The organism is Paenibacillus sp. PastM-3 (assembly GCF_029893965.1).
In the GTDB taxonomy this organism is placed as follows: Bacteria; Bacillota; Bacilli; order Paenibacillales; family Paenibacillaceae; genus Paenibacillus_AQ.
In genome coordinates this window covers 174,375-192,328 of sequence record NZ_JARXXP010000001.1, presented here as the reverse complement: position 1 = coordinate 192,328, position 17,954 = coordinate 174,375, and the positions used below count along the sequence as shown (strand labels likewise).

14 protein-coding genes are annotated in these 17,954 nt (G+C 50.7%); 5 read left to right on the top strand and 9 right to left on the bottom strand.

Features of this window, described 5'->3' with window-relative positions:
• Positions 1-272: 272 nt before the first annotated feature.
• A complete protein-coding gene (gene ppk1, locus M2108_RS00860) occupies positions 273-2,387 on the top strand; it encodes a polyphosphate kinase 1 (protein WP_277469153.1) in 2,115 nt (704 codons plus the stop codon).
• Here the strand turns inward: ppk1 and M2108_RS00855 are convergent.
• The 4 genes from M2108_RS00855 to M2108_RS00840 all read right to left on the bottom strand — a co-directional run bounded on the left by M2108_RS00855 (position 2,335) and on the right by M2108_RS00840 (position 6,336).
• Entirely contained in the window at positions 2,335-3,864 is a 1,530-nt protein-coding gene (locus M2108_RS00855) for a Ppx/GppA phosphatase family protein (RefSeq protein ID WP_277469152.1), read from the bottom strand. The two genes, ppk1 and M2108_RS00855, sit on opposite strands and share 53 nt — an antisense overlap.
• 130 nt (positions 3,865-3,994) lie before the next feature.
• The gene (locus M2108_RS00850; protein ID WP_277469151.1) at positions 3,995-4,717 is read right to left on the bottom strand and encodes an amino acid ABC transporter ATP-binding protein; all 723 of its coding nucleotides are present in this window, start codon (positions 4,715-4,717) and stop codon (positions 3,995-3,997) included.
• On the bottom strand, positions 4,704-5,363 hold the full coding sequence (locus tag M2108_RS00845; protein WP_277469150.1) for an amino acid ABC transporter permease: 660 nt from the start codon (positions 5,361-5,363) through the stop codon (positions 4,704-4,706). The genes M2108_RS00850 and M2108_RS00845 overlap by 14 nt, the downstream gene beginning before the upstream one ends.
• 154 nt (positions 5,364-5,517) lie before the next feature.
• A complete protein-coding gene (locus M2108_RS00840; protein WP_277469149.1) occupies positions 5,518-6,336 on the bottom strand; it encodes a transporter substrate-binding domain-containing protein in 819 nt (272 codons plus the stop codon).
• A 392-nt stretch (positions 6,337-6,728) separates the two neighbouring features.
• Here M2108_RS00840 and M2108_RS00835 point away from each other — a divergent pair, with 392 nt between their 5' ends.
• Genes M2108_RS00835 through M2108_RS00825 form a run of 3 tightly spaced genes read left to right on the top strand, consistent with a single transcriptional unit; the run spans position 6,729 to position 9,094 of the window.
• The gene (locus M2108_RS00835) at positions 6,729-8,486 is read left to right on the top strand and encodes an alpha-glycosidase (RefSeq protein WP_277469148.1); all 1,758 of its coding nucleotides are present in this window, start codon (positions 6,729-6,731) and stop codon (positions 8,484-8,486) included.
• Positions 8,487-8,534: 48 nt separating this feature from the next.
• A complete protein-coding gene (locus M2108_RS00830) occupies positions 8,535-8,888 on the top strand; it encodes a GXWXG domain-containing protein (protein WP_277469147.1) in 354 nt (117 codons plus the stop codon).
• 32 nt (positions 8,889-8,920) lie between these two features.
• Positions 8,921-9,094 carry a DUF4334 domain-containing protein gene (locus M2108_RS00825; RefSeq protein ID WP_481856888.1) on the top strand — a complete coding sequence of 58 codons (174 nt, stop codon included), beginning with the start codon at positions 8,921-8,923 and terminating at the stop codon, positions 9,092-9,094.
• 502 nt (positions 9,095-9,596) lie between these two features.
• Here M2108_RS00825 and glgA read toward each other — a convergent pair.
• Positions 9,597-11,021, bottom strand: a complete 1,425-nt coding sequence (gene glgA / locus M2108_RS00820; protein WP_277469146.1) for a glycogen synthase GlgA — start codon at positions 11,019-11,021, stop codon at positions 9,597-9,599.
• A gap of 30 nt (positions 11,022-11,051) precedes the next feature.
• A complete protein-coding gene (glgB, locus tag M2108_RS00815) occupies positions 11,052-12,980 on the bottom strand; it encodes a 1,4-alpha-glucan branching protein GlgB (protein WP_277469145.1) in 1,929 nt (642 codons plus the stop codon).
• 219 nt (positions 12,981-13,199) lie between these two features.
• Between glgB and M2108_RS00810 the strand changes: the two genes are divergently transcribed.
• The gene (locus M2108_RS00810; protein WP_277469144.1) at positions 13,200-14,423 is read left to right on the top strand and encodes a glucose-1-phosphate adenylyltransferase; all 1,224 of its coding nucleotides are present in this window, start codon (positions 13,200-13,202) and stop codon (positions 14,421-14,423) included.
• 90 nt (positions 14,424-14,513) lie between these two features.
• On the opposite strand, the gene M2108_RS00805 is transcribed toward M2108_RS00810, so the two are convergent.
• The 3 genes from M2108_RS00805 to M2108_RS00795 are packed head-to-tail and all read right to left on the bottom strand — an operon-like array spanning position 14,514 to position 17,936.
• A complete protein-coding gene (locus tag M2108_RS00805) occupies positions 14,514-15,959 on the bottom strand; it encodes a sensor histidine kinase (protein WP_277469143.1) in 1,446 nt (481 codons plus the stop codon).
• Positions 15,956-16,654: a response regulator transcription factor gene (locus tag M2108_RS00800; RefSeq protein WP_068725065.1), complete on the bottom strand. Its 699-nt coding sequence runs from the start codon at positions 16,652-16,654 to the stop codon at positions 15,956-15,958. The genes M2108_RS00805 and M2108_RS00800 overlap by 4 nt, the downstream gene beginning before the upstream one ends.
• Complete coding sequence (locus M2108_RS00795; RefSeq protein WP_277547224.1) at positions 16,647-17,936, bottom strand: hypothetical protein; 1,290 nt, start codon at positions 17,934-17,936, stop codon at positions 16,647-16,649. Before M2108_RS00795 ends, M2108_RS00800 begins: the two co-directional genes overlap by 8 nt.
• Positions 17,937-17,954: the final 18 nt, after the last annotated feature.

Below are 17,954 nucleotides of genomic sequence, written 5' to 3'. Positions count from 1 at the left end.
AATTTACCGTTCTCACACCGAAATAATTCTGAACCTATTGTGTTAAATGACAGTATCGAATATATCACAATTTTGTAACCAATGCCTAAGAAAATGTTACCATTCTGTTAGAATTGCCTTTGCAGCGCCAAAAAAATACGGAAGCCCGCAAGACACCGGCAAAAATTTTACACAGAGTTAACATTTCTAGCTTTGGCAAATAGTAGAATAATAGAATAGGTTAAAAAATGAGACCATTTAGACATTGAAGCATACTTGGAGGGTCAATCAACGTGAGTACAGAAGACAAAAAAAATATCCACAACAGCCCTGCTACCGCTTATCTTAACCGTGATCTCAGCTGGATTGAATTTAACCGCCGGGTACTGCTGGAGGCGCAGGATCCCGAGAATCCGCTGATGGAACGGGCAAAATTTCTGGCGATCGTGTCCAGTAACCTTGATGAATTCATCAGTGTCCGTGTTGCGGGAATCCAGGATCAGATCAGAGCAGGCTATACCAAAAAGGATTTTACCGGCTATACGCCTTCAGGCTTATACAAACGTCTGATCAAACGTGTCACCAAAATAATCGCCGACCAGTACCGCACCTTCCGCGACCTGTCCCGGAATCTGCACAAGGAAGGCATTGTATTCGTCAATTATGAAGACCTCACCCATGCGCAGGAGCAGTCCATAGAGGAATATTACCGGGATATTATCTTCCCGGTGCTTACGCCGATGGCCGTTGACCAGAGCCGACCGTTTCCGCTAGTGCACAGCCAGTTTATCTATCTTGCTGTCGTGCTGACCCGCAAGAACACGCAGGAGGAAGAGCCTTATTTTGCTATTCTGCAAATTCCGTCCAACCTGCCAAGATGTATTCCTCTCCCCCACCGCTCAAACAGCAAAAAACGGCAGTTCGTGTTCATAGAAGACGTAATCCGCCATCATATCCAGACCTTGTTCAGCGGCTATGATCCTGTCGCTGTTAACGAATTCCGCCTCACGCGCAATTCAGACCTGACTATTGATGAGGAAGGTGCGGAGGATCTGCTGGAGGAGATTGAAAAGGAGCTGCGCAAACGCCGCCGCGGCGTGCCTGCCCGGCTGGAAGTACAAAAAGACATACACCCTTATGCACTTGAGCAGCTGCAGGCTGAATTTGAACTGGAGGATTTCGTATTCGAAATTGAAGGGCCGCTTGATCTGGGATTCCTGCGAGGTTTTGCAGGCAGTCTGAAGGGCTTCAACTACCTGTTTGACGCGCCGATTGAACCGCAGTATCCGGTGGAGTTCGATGAGAACGAAGATTTCTTTGAGGTACTCAGAGAACGCGATGTGCTCGTATATCATCCATATGAATCTTTTGACGCCATGGTCGATTTTATTACCCAGGCATCAGAGGATGAATCCGTCATGGCCATCAAAATGACGCTGTACCGCGTAAGCGGCAACTCCCCGATGATTGCTGCACTCGCCCATGCCGCAGAGTCCGGCAAGCAGGTTACGGTCGTCGTTGAGCTGAAAGCCCGGTTTGACGAGGAGCGGAACATCGCCTGGGCGCGCAAGCTGGAGCAATCCGGCTGTCACGTCGTGTATGGCCTTGTCGGCCTCAAAACGCATGCCAAAGTTACGCTGATCGTCCGCCAGGAAGGCAACGAACTGCGCCGTTATGTGCACGTAGGCACCGGTAACTACAATGACAGCACTGCCAAGGCTTATACGGATCTTAGCCTGTTCACCGCGAATGATGAAATCGGGCTGGATGCTTCCGAGCTGTTCAATCAAATGACCGGCTATTCGGCGAACTATAACTGGAATGCCTTTATCGTTGCACCGACCAATATGAGCCTATCGCTGCAGAAGCTGATTTTGCGCGAAGCCGAACATGCGGCGGCCGGCCGGCCGGCAAGGATCATTGCCAAGATGAATTCCCTGTCCAACCAGGAGGTCATCGACAGCCTGTACAGCGCAGCCCAAAGCGGTGTATCCATTGACTTGATCGTGCGCGGGGTATGCTGCCTTCGTCCCGGCATTGAAGGGCTCAGCGAGCGGATCACGGTGCGCAGCATCGTCGACCGGTTCCTGGAGCACTCCCGGATTTACTATTTTGAGAACGGCGGCAAACCGGAAGTGTACCTGTCCAGTGCAGACTGGATGACGCGTAATTTAACCCGGCGGATTGAATTGATGTGCCCGGTGAAGGACAATGTCATCAAGAAGCAGATTGTCAAGGTTCTGGATATGTCGTTAAATGACAATGTAAAAGCAAGCTTCCTTCAGCCCAACGGTTATTATGAACGCCCGGACGACAAAAAGGCTCCGTTCCGGAGCCAGTTCGCCGCTATGGATGTCAGACGTTGGAAAGGTAGCCGAGCTTTATCTTCACCGCCCAAGCATTCCTGAACGCCTTCAGGGCGTTCTCAATGTCCTCCTGGCCGATAAGCACTGTTGACGTGCCATGCAGCTCCAGATCAAGCGTTCCGCCGTGCAGGTGGACGCTCAGATCGCGGATGATGCCGATCTCGGTGCTGTCCAGCGCAATGCTCAGCTGAACGAGCGTACCCAGCTTATGAATCAGATCTTCGTCGGAAGCCAGCAAAATGTCCTTATGCGCCTGGGACAGTTTCTGCTTCCGGCTTTTTGTGCTGTAGGAGGCGATCAGGGCGCAAAGTATCAGCTGGCGGTGGCTCAGCCCGCGGATCGGCGAATTCATCAGCCAGTAGCGGGTATGCCGCTTGGACTGGTAGTAGTTAATGTTGGAGCCTGTGCGGTGCAGCATGACCGAGACATAGATCAGCATCTCCTGCTCCGCCCTGTCCCCGCCCAGCTCAAAGGCGCTGAATAAACGCTGAGCCAGCTTGTTGATATGATCGAGATGCTGCTTGGAGGTGTGAATGTCAAAGCGGATAATCCTGTCCAGGCTGAATTCGAGTGCACTGTCACATACCGGCTGCTCAGGCCGCAGCAGATCATGCAGCATGCCCTCACGCAGCCCCTCTCCGCTGATTACAGCCTGGCTTGCCTTGATATAATGATATACCGTATGGAAAATGATCAGTCCGGAAACGATAATGTCCGCGCGGCTCTTGGACAGCCCGTCCAGCTCCTTGCGCTTCTCAAAAGGCGTGGCCGGCAGGACTTCCATGAACCGGTTGATCGTTTCACCGGATATGGTATAGCCGTGTGAATTAGGCAGTGAATAATCCCGGTTCTTCTGGTCCAGCTTGCCCAGGGAACGCAGAGTGCCGCCGAGGCCGTAAAGCGGCAGCCCTTCGCCGGTTCCCAGCCAGTCATGCTCGACCAGCCTGCCGGTCACATAAGCCTGGAGCTTCTTGACCTGCTCCGCGTTCCAGTTCCCGTTATGGCTGAACAGCAGATTCGTGTTGACCGCACCAAACGGGAACGAGATGCTATGCTGATAGCGGCGTCCGCGGAACAGGGTAACCTCCGTGCTGCCACCGCCTATATCTATCACGAATCCGTCCTGGACATCAGAGGCATTAATCACTCCCAAGAATCCGAAATAAGCCTCCTGATAGCCTGTAATGATCTCAATCTTAATGGAAGAGGCTGAAGACAGATATTCTATGATCTCGGCAGAGTTGGCTGCATTGCGGATTGCTGCGGTTGCTCCGGCACGGATCTTCTCGACACTGAAGGCGCTGCAGATTTCCCTGAACTGGCGCAGGACCGGAATCACCGTATCCATATCCTCGCGCTCCAGTCTGCCTTCCTTCGTAATCTTCTCACTCAGGCGCGCAGAGTATTTGCATTCTTTAATAATTTTGAAGCCGCCTTCCGGGGTCGTATCGTAGATTACGAGCCGGATGGAGTTGGAACCAATATCAATGATGCCAATCCGGCAAAGTTCATCTCTCATCTGTATGTACTCCTTTTCAAGTTGATTGGCCATTTGTTATACTATATCACCAATTGCCCTGACGCCAAAATAATATGCATTTAAATAAAAACGGCTTCCGGAGTATCTCCGGAGGCCGTTACTTGGATAATTACAGCACTTTGCTCAAGAAATCCTGGGTCCGGGCATGTTGCGGATTGCCGAATACTTCAGCCGGAGTCCCCTGCTCAACGATGTATCCGCCGTCCATGAACAGGATGCGGTCACCTACTTCGCGGGCAAAGCCCATTTCATGCGTCACGATGACCATTGTCATCCCCTGCTCAGCCAGCTTCTTCATAACCTCAAGCACCTCTCCGACCATTTCAGGGTCAAGCGCCGAGGTAGGCTCATCGAACAGCATCACATGCGGCTGCATCGCCAGCGCCCGCGCGATGGCAATGCGCTGCTTCTGTCCGCCGGACAATTGGGCCGGATAAGCATCACGTTTGTCTTCAAGCCCTACGGTGCGCAGCAGATCGACAGCGATCTTCTCCGCTTCCGCAGCCTGCTGCTTCTTCACCTTCAGCGGGGCAAGCGTAATATTCTGCAGCACCGACATGTGCGGAAACAGGTTGAATTGCTGGAACACCATCCCCATTTTCTCACGGGTCTGATTGATGTCGTGCTTCTTAGCCGTGATCGACTGGCCTTCAAAGGCGATCTCTCCACCGGTGGGCTCTTCCAGCAGGTTCAGACAGCGCAGGAAGGTGCTTTTGCCCGAACCGCTGGGGCCGATCACGACGACAACCTCACCCTTTTTGATTTCCAAATCAATACCCTTCAGGATTTCCAGCTTGCCGAAATGCTTCTGCAGATTCTTAACGGTGATCATCGGTATTCAGCCTCCGTTCCAGTATGCCCAGCAGCTTGGACAAGGTAAAGGTCAGTACAAAATACATTAACGCAATGATGACATAAGGTGTCAGTCCCTCGTAAGTAATCGTTGTAATCGTCTTGGCCTGGAAGAACAAATCCGCTACCCCGATCATGGATACAATTGAAGATTCCTTAATAATCGTAATGAACTCATTCCCGATTGCCGGCAGCACATTCTTCAGCGCCTGCGGAAGGACGATATAGCGCATTGTCATCCCCTGCTTCATCCCGAGCGAGCGGGCTGCCTCGACCTGGCCGCGGTCAACCCCCTGAATACCTGCGCGGAAAATCTCTGCCAGATATGCAGAGCTGTTAATGGTCAGCGTAATCGCCCCCGACTGAATCGGTGTAAATTCCAGTCCCAGCTCTGTTAAGCCGTAGTGGATCAGGAACAGCTGTACCAGCATTGGCGTACCGCGTAAAAATTCAACCCAGGCGGTTGAGATGAAACGCAGGACTCTCCACTTGGACATGCGCAGCAGCGAAACGATAATCCCCAGCACAAAGCCGAAGAACACGCCGAGCACGGCCAGCAGCAATGTATACTTCAGACCTGCAATGAAAAAATTGCGGTATTCATAGGCCATATCAAAAATATTCATTTGACGGCAAAACCTCCTCTTCTTATCCTTTTTCAAAAAAATAGAAAACAGCGTGTTACCGCTATTTTCTACTTAAAGAGCATTAATTGCCCTGCAACTATCTATACCACAGACTCAGGATGGTCTGCACTGCAGGTTAGTTTTTGGCAAAAGCTTATTCGCTCTCAGCAAGCTCACTTGCTGCCGCTACGTACTCTTCAATCTTGCCTTCAGAGTTGAGGCGGTTCAAGGTCGTATTCACTTGTTCAAGCAACTCTGTATTGCCCTTCTTCACGCCGATTACATAACCGTCATCTTCAACCTCAGGCTTAGCATCGGTAATAACCAGCCCTTCTACATTTTTGACAAAAGACTTGGCCACCGGTCCTTCCATAATAGAAGCATCAACACGGTTGGAGTTCAGCTGCAGGACGATTTCAGAAATTTTGCCCAGGGAGGTCAGCTGTGCGCCTTCAATGCCCTTAGCGATTTCTTCCTGGATGGAGCCGGTCTGAACACCGATCTTGGCTCCCTTCAAGGCATCCATGGTAGCGAATTTATCCTTATCCGCTTCACGTACAACTACAGCCTGCTCTGCTTTGTAGTAGATATCAGACAAATCAACAGCTTTTTTGCGTTCCTCAGTCGGGCTGAGGCCGGAAATAACCAGATCGATTCTGCCGCTGGACAGCTCATTAAGCAGGGAATCGAACGGCAGATCCTTGATCACAAGCTCAGCGCCCATGTCAGCTGCAATATCCTTGGCAATATCAATATCAAAGCCTACGATGGTATCTTTACCGTCGATGACTTTGTGGAATTCGTATGGCGGGAAGTCTGCACTTGTTCCCAGTGTCAGCGTCTTGGTAGCAGCAGCTCCGGTGTTGCCTGTTGCGTTATCTGTTGAAGCAGCATTATCGTTGTTATTGCCGCAGCCTGCCAAAAGACCAACTGCAAGCAGCATTCCTAGTGAAAGTTTACCCCATTTTTTCATCTTTATATCTCCCCTATTCTCTCGTTAAGTTATCTAGGTTGTCATGACCGATTTATTATAAATCACTGCGTATGAATATGCAAAGACATTTTTTATCATCAAAAGGTATTTTGACAGGAAAACGCTATCAGTTTGTTGACAGTCCCGGCGCTTTTGCACATTCCAGGAAAAGAGGGGTATACTACTACTATCTCCAGCCGTTCACAAAATAACCAGACTGATTCAGAGCCGCATCTGGGGTGGTAATATTTACCTAACGCTTTCGAAGCAAGTTTTGCACGTAGTGTCTCAGGCAGGTTATGCTCACAAAACTAAGCGTATGCTTTCGAAGCAAGTTTTGCACGTAGTGTCTCAGGCAGGTTATGCTCACAAAACTTTGAGGAGGTGCGATCATGCTGCTGGAAGCTATGTACCATGTGCCCCGTGACAAGTGGGCCTATGCTTACGATACAAAAACTATACATCTGCGTGTGCGCACCAAACGGGACGATGTGGACTGTATTACAGCCCTCACCGGTGACAAATATGACTGGGACCATACCTCATATGAAATTATGATGGAAAAAGCAGCCTCAGATGACAAATTCGATTACTGGGAATGTGCCGTCCGGCCAAAATACAAACGGCTCAGCTACACCTTCCGCGTCAGCAAAGGTTCGGAAAATGTTTATCTGCTGGATAACAGCATCCGTCCGGAATGTCCTCAGCCGCCCAGCCATTTTTATGAATTTCCTTATATCCATCAGATTGACCTGTTTCAGGTTCCCAAATGGGCCAAGGATGCGGTCTTCTACCAGATTATGACCGAGCGTTTCGCCAACGGTAATCCGGACAACGACCCTGAAGGTACTGAAGCATGGGGTGGAAAGCCGGAGTTTGGCAATTTTTTTGGCGGGGATCTGCAGGGTGTTCTGGAGCATCTGGATGATCTGCAGGAGCTGGGGATCAACGCTGTGTATTTTACGCCGCTCTTTGTCTCCCCTTCCAATCATAAATATGACATTGTGGATTATAAAAGGGTCGACCCGCATTTCGGGGATAATGAGCTGCTGAAGCGTGTCGTCGAAGAATGCCACAGCCGCGGCATCCGTGTGATGCTTGATGCCGTATTCAACCATTGCAGTGACCAGTTCCCGCCGTTTCAGGACGTGCTGGAAAAGGGTGAATATTCCGTGTACAAAGACTGGTTCCATATGAATTCCTTTCCCGCTGAGATTGTCGACGGTATTCCTACCTATGACACTTTCGGCTTTTTTGGCAATATGCCCAAATTCAATACAGCTAACCGCGAGGTCAAAAACTACCTGCTGGAGGTCGCGGAATACTGGATCAAGGAGATCAAGGTCGACGGCTGGCGGCTGGATGTGGCTAATGAGGTGGATCATCATTTCTGGCGTGATTTCCGCAAGGTTGTTAAGGCAGCCAACCCGGATGCTTATATCGTAGGAGAGGTATGGAGCGATTCCCTGACGTGGCTGCTCGGTGACCAGTTCGATTCTGTCATGAATTATCCGTTCTCCGGGACTGTGCTGGAATTTTTCAACGGCGGTATGGACGGCATCACCTTCGGGCACCGGATCGGCGGCCTGCTGATGCGTTATCCTCAGCAGACTAACGAGGTCGTGTTCAATCTGCTCGGCAGCCATGACACTCCCCGCCTGCTAACTGTGGTTGGTGAGGATAAACGGCGGCTGAAGCTTGCAGTTGTGTTTCTTTTTACTTTTATGGGGACGCCATGCATTTACTACGGCGATGAGATCGGCTTAACCGGTCATGAAGATCCCGACTGCCGCAAATGTATGGAATGGGACAAGGCCAAGCAGGACCGGGAGCTGTATGATTTCTACCGGATGATGATTGCACTGCGCAAGCAGCACAAAGCACTGCGGGAAGGCCGTTTTCGCATCCTGCAGGCCTGTGAGAACGATCCCTGCATTGTGTACGAACGGGCTGACGAGAAGATCCATTTTACAGTGTGGATGAATAACTCCCCCGTTCCCCGCACACTCAGCCATCCGATGGAGACCGACGACTGGCAGGATGCGCTGACCGGAGACAGAGTGGCACCTGAAGACGGAATGATGCATATCTCTCTGGACCCTTACGGCTACCGGATTCTGTGCAGGAATCTGGAGCAATATCAGGTCTGAAGCACATATGCACATGCGGATATTGTTATTTAATCGGAGGGATCAGTTGTGCCGCAGTTTAGTGCAAACGATTTTCAGGAGCTATGCTTGCAAAAAGGGCAGCTGACGCAGGAGGAAGCCTTCACCTGGTTCGATCTGCTCGAAACTGTGGAGATGGACCAGATCTGGGGCAGATGGCGCGGCAGCGAGCTTCCCTCCGGCCATCCCATGGATGGCCTGCTTCATTTGACCGGCTGGTACGGAAAAGAGTTTCTGGACGTTGAGACCGTACATCCTCTCCTCTTCGAAAAGCGTAATGGCCGGCTCTTCCGCGTGAATCCCGGGCTTCTCCCGCTAACGCTGCCCTTTCAGCTTATCCCCCGGCGGGTAATCAGCCCCTCTTCAGGCCGGTTTCACCGCTGATCAGGACCAGCTCTGGTAAAGCCTGGCTGCGGATGATCGGGTACCGGGGAAAGATCAGTGCCGCCATGATATACGACCAGAAGGCGATTATCGACCATTTCCGGCGGATCGATGAGGATACGCTGCTTGGAGTGATGGATTTTAAAATCCAGCATGAGCTGGGTTTCTTTTTTTATTTTGCGGAGGGTGACGGAGTAAAAAGCTAGTAGTTTACTCCAGAAGCGAGTTAGTGGCTGACAGATCCGGGGCTGCTGATGGCTGATGGACGATTGGTACTTGATAGATGGGTAGTTACTGACTGTGATGACAATAAGTTACTTATAGGTCGGGGTTGCTGGTGGGTTGCTGGTGGCTGGTTGGTGGCCTGAATGGGTCCGGTGAAAGATTACGAATTATAGTTAGTTTGTATAATGGCATATTGTAGATGTATGCAAACGACCAATGAGGCAAAGAATGTAAGCTGTCCTAAGACAGCTAATTGCCTTTCAGTTTGCTCATTTCGCCTTTTGGGCTGAAATCAAGGGCATTTTTGCCTTTCATTTCGCTCGTTTCCCCCTGAAATGGCTCGCGTTAATGGAATCCCCTCCTTACACCCTCTCCTCCCCGCTCAGCCGAGCTACCAACTGCACAAAACACCAAAAACACTCCGTAAAGCTTATCGCTTTGCGGAGTGTTTTGGTGTACTGCCTTTTATACAGCCTGTACTCTTTATTCACCAATCTTATTGTAAATATCCATATACTGCTGGGCAGAAACGTTCCAGCTGTAATCACCGGCGAAGGCGTTTTTGGTTACCTTTTTCCAGTGCTCCGGCTTGTTGTAGAGCGAGACGGCCCGGCGGAGGGTGAACATCATATCATGGGCGTTGTAATCCTTAAAGGTGAAGCCGTTCCCCTCACCCGTATCTTCATTATAGGACTGGACGGTGTCGTTCAGCCCGCCTGTCTCGCGTACGACCGGAATACTGCCATAGCGCAGGGCGAGCAGCTGGCTGATTCCGCACGGCTCGAATTTGGATGGCATCAGGAAAATGTCGCTGGCCGCATAAATTTTGCGGGATAATGCATCATTGAACAGAATCTGTGACGACAGCTTGGTCGGATAACGCCACGCCGCTTCACGGAACCAGCGCTCATATGATTCATCCCCGGTGCCGAGCAGAACGAACTGGATATCGTCGTAATACAGGATTTCGTCGAGTACCCGGGTCAGCAAATCCAGTCCTTTTGAGTCCACAAGACGGGTAACCATGGCTACCATAGGAATGTAAGGTGCGACCGGCAAGCCCAGCTCCTGTTGCAGACCGAGCTTGTTTTCCGCTTTTTTAGCCAGATTCGAACGGTATTTCGTAAAAATCTTATTGTCCGTATTAGGGTTATAGCTCTTCGTATCTATTCCGTTAACAATTCCGCTCAGGCTGTCCGCCCGGTGGGTCAGCAGGCCGTCGAGACCATATCCGTAATACGGGGTCCGGATCTCTTCTGCATAGGTCGGACTGACCGTAGTGACATGATCGCTGTGGACAATCCCGGCCTTCATATAATTCACATTGCCATAATACTCCACGCTGTCAAAATAGCTGTGATCCAGACCCAGCAGCTCACCCAGCACCGAGTACGGAAATACCCCCTGATACAGCAGGTTATGAATCGTAAATACGGTACGCATACCGCTGTAGAATTCATCATAACGGTAATGTGCCTTCAGCAGCAGCGGAATGACGGCAGCATGCCAGTCATGGCAGTGCAGCACATCCGGCTGAAAGCCGATCGCCGGCAGGCACTCCAGCACAGCCCGGTTATAGAAGGCGAACCGCTCACCGTCATCCATATATCCGTAAATGCCATCCCGGCCGAAGTAATATTCGTTGTCGATGAAATAGATCGGAATACCGTCATATACAAGCCGCTCAACTCCACAATACTGGTTGCGCCAGCCGACCGGCACGTCCACTACAGCTACCTGCTCCAGCTGGGCAGTATAGGCTTCGGGAATCCCTTTGTATTTTGGCAAAATTACACGTACATCTACCCCGGCTCCCTTAAGGGCTTTGGGCAGAGCTCCAATGACGTCGGCCAGGCCTCCCGTTTTGATAAACGGATGGGCTTCAGCGGCAGCAAATAATACTTTCATGCAGATTTCCCCCTTAAAAGTACGGATTCTCTATTCCACAACTGCTTTGGGCTTGCGTCCTGCCTTCTTGAGAACCAGAAAGCTCAGCGGCGGGATCGTCAGCTCCAGGCTGTTCACTTGATTATGCCATTCTTTTTTGGAACTCTTCAGCGGACCGTTATGGTAACCAGAGCCGCCAAACTCAACGCTCTCCGAGCTGAATATTTCTTCATAAGTGCCCGGACGGGGAACGCCAATCCGGTAATTCTTCCGTTCCACCGGCTGAAAATTGATAATAAAGACCAGCGTATCAACCGGCTTCTTGCCCCGGCGGATATAAGATAGCACACTCTGATGGTTATCGTCTGCGTAGATCCACTGGTAGCCCTCTAAATCATGGTCAAGCTCCCACAGCGCCTTCTCGGTTACATAGAGCTTGTTAAGCGCTGCAGTGTAAGCCAGCATCCTGCGGTGAGCCTCATAGTCCATCAGCAGCCAGTCCAGCTGCTCCTGATCCTTCCACTCGATGAATTGTCCGAATTCACCGCCCATGAACAGCAGCTTTTTGCCGGGATGGGAGATTTGATAACCGAGCAGCAGGCGTAAGCCGGCAAATTTCTGTTCGTAGGAGCCGGGCATTTTGTCCAGCAGCGATTTTTTGCCATGTACAACCTCATCATGGGACAGCGGCAGTGTATAGTTCTCAGAATAGGCGTAGGCTATCGGAAAGGTCAACAAATTATGATGATAGGGACGCGCCCCGAAATCATGTTCTATGTAACCCAGCGTGTCATTCATCCAGCCCATATTCCATTTGTAATTGAACCCAAGGCCGCCTTCGTGCGCCGGAGCAGTAACGCCAGGCCAGGCACTGGATTCCTCGGCCATCATCAATGCTTTTGGATAATAGTGAAATATCGTCTTGTTCAGCTGCTGAATAAACCGGATCGCTTCCAGATTCTCCAGTCCGCCGTTGACGTTACGTCTGTACTGATGGCTCTGCTTCTCAAAATCAAGACGCAGCATGCTTGTTACAGCATCTACCCGCATACCGTCTATATGGTATACATCGTACCAGAAAAGCGCGTTGGAAATAAGGAAAGATGAAATTTCCGGCTTGCTGAAATCAAAGGACAAGGTGCCCCAGCCCGGCTTCTCGGCCAGCAGCGGATCGGCATATTCATATAGCGGAGAGCCGTCGAACATCCGCAAGCCATGTGCGTCCTTGGCAAAATGCGCCGGAACCCAGTCCAGAATCACACCTATACCGGCCTGATGCAGCTGGTCGATCAGATACATCAGCTCCTGAGGCTCACCGTAACGGCTGGTGGCAGCAAAATATCCGGTTCCCTGATACCCCCACGATAAATCATAAGGATGTTCGGCAAGCGGCATAAACTCAACATGTGTATAGCTCATCTCCACCAGATACGGGATCAGCAGATCGGCCATTTCTTTATAAGTATAGAATTCACCGTCATCCTTCTGCTTCCAGGTACCAAAATGCATTTCATAAATGTTCATCGGCCCGTTATAAGGGGCTTTGTTTCTGCGTCTCCACAGATTGTCCCCCCACTGATAGCCGGTCAGATCCGCCACCACTGATGCTGTCGCCGGTCTCACCTCAGCTTTAAAGGCATAAGGATCCGCCTTCAGGAAGCTTTCGCCGCCAGCTGATATAATCCTGTATTTGTAAAAAGTTCCCGGCTCGATTCCCGGAAAAAAACGACTCCAAAATCCTGAATCGGGTATCTTAATGAATGAATCAGCTTCCTGTGTTCCATCCCAGCCGTTATGATTACCAGCCAGTCCTACATATGTCGCATGAGGAGCCCACACGGTAAAACGTACGCCCTTCTTTCCTTCTTCAGCGGCAATGTGCGCGCCCAGCATCATATAGCTGCGATAATTCGTGCCTTCATGGAATAGATAAATATCTTCAGTTGACAGGAGGTTTACTGTTTGTTGGATGTCAGGCAAATCATCACCACCTTATTGGTATAGGATGCACCTATAACATTACCCGAATGTCAGGCTTTTGAAAATGCATTTTAGGGAAAATATAGGTTTTTTCTGAATGACGAAAATATAATTGTAATTTTTACAGCGGGACCTCAATATATTTCACTTATGTCGTTTCAAGCGCTTGTGGTGAGTTTATATTACAAGCATTGACTAAAAATATGGGAGGGATAACAAATGAGTAAAAAAGAATGTGTCGCCATGCTGCTGGCTGGCGGGGAAGGCCGCAGACTGGCCCCCTTAACCACCACGATGGCAAAACCTGCAGTCCCTTTCGGAGGACAGTATAGAATCATTGACTTTCCCCTCAGTAACTGTGTAAATTCAAGCATTGATACTGTAGGGGTACTAACACAGTACGAAGCCAATTCTTTGCATCAGCATATTGGGTCAGGTGAGCCATGGGGGCTGCATTCCAAACCTGATCAGGGTGTCAGACTGCTGCCTTCAGGTGTGGACGGACGGAGCACGTATACCGGGACAGCAGATGCCATCTATAAGAACATTGATTTTATCGACAGTCAAAATCCGGAGCATGTGCTGATCCTCTCTGCCGATCATATCTACCACATGGATTACCGCAAAATGCTGGATTATCATATCAGCAAATCAGCCAAAGCAACGATTTCGGTTATGGAGGTTCCCTGGGATGAAGCAAGCCGCTTTGGCGTCATGAATGTCAATGACGATCTGAAGATTTCCGAGTTCGCCGAAAAGCCTAAGGTGCCCAAGAGCAACCTCGCTTCCATGGGCATCTATTTGTTTGAATGGGCCTATCTGAAGGACTACCTGCTGCAGGATGCCGCTAATCCGTCTTCCAGTCATGATTTCGGCAAAGATGTGATCCCGGCAATGCTGGACAGCAACGATGATCTGTTCGCATACCGTTTCCAGGGCTACTGGAGAGATGTGGGTACGGTTGACAGCCTGTGGGAAGCTCACATGGATCTGCTGCAGGAGGGTAACGGCTTCAAGCTGAATAATGCTCATTGGCCGATGTACAGCCGTGCGCGCCGCACCAAACCGGCGGCTGTTAAGCCCCGTATCCCCACTCAAGCAGACGACTGCCTCATAAATGAAACTTGCCTGCTGGAGGGCAGCCTGCAGCGTTCCGTTATTTTTGGCGGCGTGGAGATCGGCAAGCTCAGCCGGATTCATCAGAGCATCGTAATGCCGGGTGTTTATATCGGCCGCGGTGTACTGATTGAAAATGCAATTATCGGTGAGGGTGCTGTCATTAAAGATGGAGCTGTCATCAAAGGCAGCCCTGACAACATTGTCGTTGTCGGCCCTAATGAGATTGTAGCTGCCAAACCGGTCATCCGGACACAGCCTTCCCGCCTGCTGCAGGAGGTCTACGAGAAGACAGGCAGACTGCGGGCTGAAGGACTCCCGTCTTAAACCCTTATCACTTGTATATAAAAAGGGCTGCAATACTGGTCATATGACCGTATTGCAGCCCTTTTTCCGTGTGCAGAGGTTAGGGACTCCTTATAACTCGTAATCGTCCCCTTCTTCCGTCAGCAGCTGCTCAGCCGCCGGCGGACGCTCATCGGTCAGCGGCAAAATAACAGTAACCTGTGTGCCTTTGCCAAGCTCGCTGTCCAGCTCCAGCTTGCCGTGATGCAGTTCAACAATCTGCTGGGAGATAGCAAGCCCCAGGCCGGTTCCGCCATTCAGCGCATCAACCTGGAAGAAGCGGTCTCTTACCCTGGACAGATGCGCTTCACTGATCCCGATCCCGCTGTCCCTTACGATTACCGCCATTTCGGTCCCTGACAGACGATGAGCAGACAGGACTATGCTGGAATCCTCGGGGGAGAATTTGACGGCATTGTCTACAAGGTTAAGAAAAACCTGCTTAAGCCGGTTCGGATCACCCTTAATGTAAATGGTATCCTCACATTCCAGCACCAAATGTATCCGCTTCTTCTCTGCCTTGGCCCAGATGTTAAGAAGGGTCTCCTGCAGCACTACCTTGATATCAGTAAGCACTATGGAGAGCTTCATTTCATTCTGCTGCAGCTTGGAGAAGTCCAGTATCTCCTCCACCAGGCCGATCAGACGGTCACTTTCCCTGGAGATAATTCCCACGCCGAGCTTCGTTTCCTCCGGATCATAACCGCCCGAAATCAGCGTCTCGCTCCAGCCCTTGATGCTGGTCAGCGGAGTCCTGAGCTCATGGGAGATTGAGGAGATAAAATCATCCTTGATCTGATTGCTGCGGATAATCTCATCGGCCATATAATTCAGCGTAGTTGCCAAATCGCCAATTTCATATTTGTAATTCCCTTTGATGCGGGCGGTGAACCTTCCCTTGGCCATTTGCGCCGAGACCGCCGTTATATTATTCAGCGGCTTCACAATGGAATTCGCCAGCCCGAAGCTGAACAGGACAACGATCACCATGACAGCCGCACCGATTCCGATCGACGCCAGGGTAAGGTTAAGCAGATCTTTGTCAATCCGCTCCATCGAGGTGAGATAACGGATCACATATTTATCACGGCTGTTCACCTGAATCAGCTTGGAGACCGCCATGACGCTCTCATTCGTTCCCGCCTGCCTGCCAACCCATTTGCCTATGCTTCCGCCTACAGCCTCAGGAACATCGCTGGTCGTAATGGTCCGGTCAGGCTGAAAGCCGGTGGAGCTGGTCAGGATATCCCCGCTGGTGGACAGCACTTCTAGCTCCGTATAATCCATGCTGAAGAAATCGAGCACCTTCTGCAGCTGGTTGGGCGAACGCTCACCCGAAATTTCGTATTTCAGGAACTCCTCCGCCGTGCTGATATGGGTCGTAATCTTGCTGTACACACTGTCATAATAATACGTCCGTATCGCCAGCAGGAAGATAACCTCTACGAGGAGAAGCGCCACAAAGACTACTAAAATATAGTGCAGTACAATCTGCCTGCGCATCCCCTTCTTGATCATTGTCCCTGGCCTTTCCATTTATAGCCGTGCCCCCATACAGTCTGCAGATATTCGGGCTCGGACGGATTGTTTTCGATTTTTTGGCGCAGCCGGCGGATGTTTACATCGACGATCTTGGGATCGCCCATATACTCCTTGCCCCAGACATGATCCAGCAGGGAGTCACGGCTGAGCGGCGTATTTTCCTTCTCCAGGAAAAATTGCACCAGCGAAAATTCTGTCGGCGTCAGCTCGATCGCCTCCCCGCTGCGCTTGAACTGCTTGGAGATCAGATCCAGCGTAAACGGGCCGGAGTGAAAGGAGACCTTGGCCGACTGCTCACGGTGCACGTTAACCCTGCGAAGCAGAGATTGAATGCGCGCAATCAGTTCGGTCGGGCTGAACGGCTTGCTGACATGGTCATCGGCACCTACGGAAAGTGCATATACCTTATCCTGCTCCTGCACCTTGGCCGTCAGGAAAATAATCCCGAGCCGCTCATTGGTCTCACGGATGCGCCGGCATACCTCAAAACCGTCAATGCCCGGCACCATAACATCCAGCAGTGCAATATCAATATCCGGAACGGTGGTCAGCTTGTGCAGCGCTTCATTGCCGTCAGCCGCCTCCAGCACTTCGAATCCGTTACGTTTCAGATTGATCACAATAAAACTGCGGATGGATTCTTCATCCTCCAGTATCAGTACTTTACTCATCGATTCCCTTCCTTTCAATTGGAGCGGTTATTTTATCATTGTCGTCCCCGCCCGTGCTCTGTACAAGCTCACCCCGGTAGCCGATAATTTTGTCCATATCCCTTCCAAGCACCTTCCAGCCGTTGCTCTTGACACGGTCCCATTCCATCTGGGTGAAGAAGGTTACCTCAACAACCGTCTCCCCCGTATCCGACATGATGAACTTCAGGGATTTATCCTGTACGGATTTGGTGTCTACCGTTATCTTCCCGTGCCATTCCGGCAGAAAGTCAATGATAAAGCGGTCCGCCGGATCACGGTACTTCTGCGAGGTAAAGCTCAGACCGTCCTTGCCGTCCCATTTGTAATAAGAGGTGAAGTACGGAATGGCTTCAGGGTCAAAATACTCCCAGCCTGCCGGCGGCTCCAGCATGCCAATCTCGATAATACCGTCACCGTCGATGTCCTCGCTGACAATTTTTCTGTCTTTAAAGGTATTGGCATCCCCGGGAATGACCACCCGCAGCTTGTTGTTCTCCATTACAACCACAGTGGTATAGGCCGAGCGGGAATCCACAGCCGAATCCAGAACTATACCTTCTTTATGCTCGGCCACTTTTCCTGAGACAATATTGTAATAATTATTAAAATACGGGTCCAGGTCGTCCAGCTGATCGAGTACCTTAAAGCCGTCATTATATTGGTACGTGGTAATTTTGTTAAGCTCATTGCGTTTGAAATAGACCAGGGTAAGATCTGCAGTCCCATCCTCATTCAGATCATCGATCATATATTTTGTATAAGGCTGGGCCAGCAGCTCTTCAAGCTCGCCGCCGGAATAGGAATAGACGACTACTCCCTTCTCCTCCCCGCGCGAATATCCGGTAATAATATTAAGCTTGCCGTCACCCGTTACATCCTCCAGGTCAACGGATTCCAGCTGCGTGCCGTCACCGTCGAAGACAAGCTTCTTCACCCAGCCGTCCTCCGTCTTCTCCAGAATCATGCCGTGGATCAGGACGGATTCATTCTCGGTCAAGTAAAAGACCAGCGTCTCCATCGTGCCGTCTTTATCTATATCCTCTGTGAATATGGAGCTGTCCTCATCCCCGGAAGGGCGGATCAGCGAGGCGCTGGCCGGCATTTGTGACTTGATGGCCGTCATCAGTGAAGCCTTGTCGGCTGTCAGCTCCGGAGACTTCATCTTCGAAACAGGATCGCTGATGAAGGTACAGCCCGACAATACGGACAATGACAGGACAGCCGCCGCCAGACGTCTGGGAACACTAAGATTCAACTTCATCACTCTTTCCTTGTTTCA

Coding starts and splice junctions, on each gene's coding strand:
- M2108_RS00855 (WP_277469152.1), bottom strand. CDS start 3,864: ATGAGAGATGAACTTTGCCGGATTGGCATCATTGATATTGGTTCCAAC.
- M2108_RS00850 (WP_277469151.1), bottom strand. CDS start 4,717: ATGATCACCGTTAAGAATCTGCAGAAGCATTTCGGCAAGCTGGAAATC.
- M2108_RS00845 (WP_277469150.1), bottom strand. CDS start 5,363: ATGAATATTTTTGATATGGCCTATGAATACCGCAATTTTTTCATTGCA.
- M2108_RS00840 (WP_277469149.1), bottom strand. CDS start 6,336: ATGAAAAAATGGGGTAAACTTTCACTAGGAATGCTGCTTGCAGTTGGT.
- M2108_RS00835 (WP_277469148.1), top strand. CDS start 6,729: ATGCTGCTGGAAGCTATGTACCATGTGCCCCGTGACAAGTGGGCCTAT.
- M2108_RS00825 (WP_481856888.1), top strand. CDS start 8,921: ATGATCGGGTACCGGGGAAAGATCAGTGCCGCCATGATATACGACCAG.
- glgA (WP_277469146.1), bottom strand. CDS start 11,021: ATGAAAGTATTATTTGCTGCCGCTGAAGCCCATCCGTTTATCAAAACG.
- M2108_RS00810 (WP_277469144.1), top strand. CDS start 13,200: ATGAGTAAAAAAGAATGTGTCGCCATGCTGCTGGCTGGCGGGGAAGGC.
- M2108_RS00805 (WP_277469143.1), bottom strand. CDS start 15,959: ATGATCAAGAAGGGGATGCGCAGGCAGATTGTACTGCACTATATTTTA.
- M2108_RS00800 (WP_068725065.1), bottom strand. CDS start 16,654: ATGAGTAAAGTACTGATACTGGAGGATGAAGAATCCATCCGCAGTTTT.
- M2108_RS00795 (WP_277547224.1), bottom strand. CDS start 17,936: ATGAAGTTGAATCTTAGTGTTCCCAGACGTCTGGCGGCGGCTGTCCTG.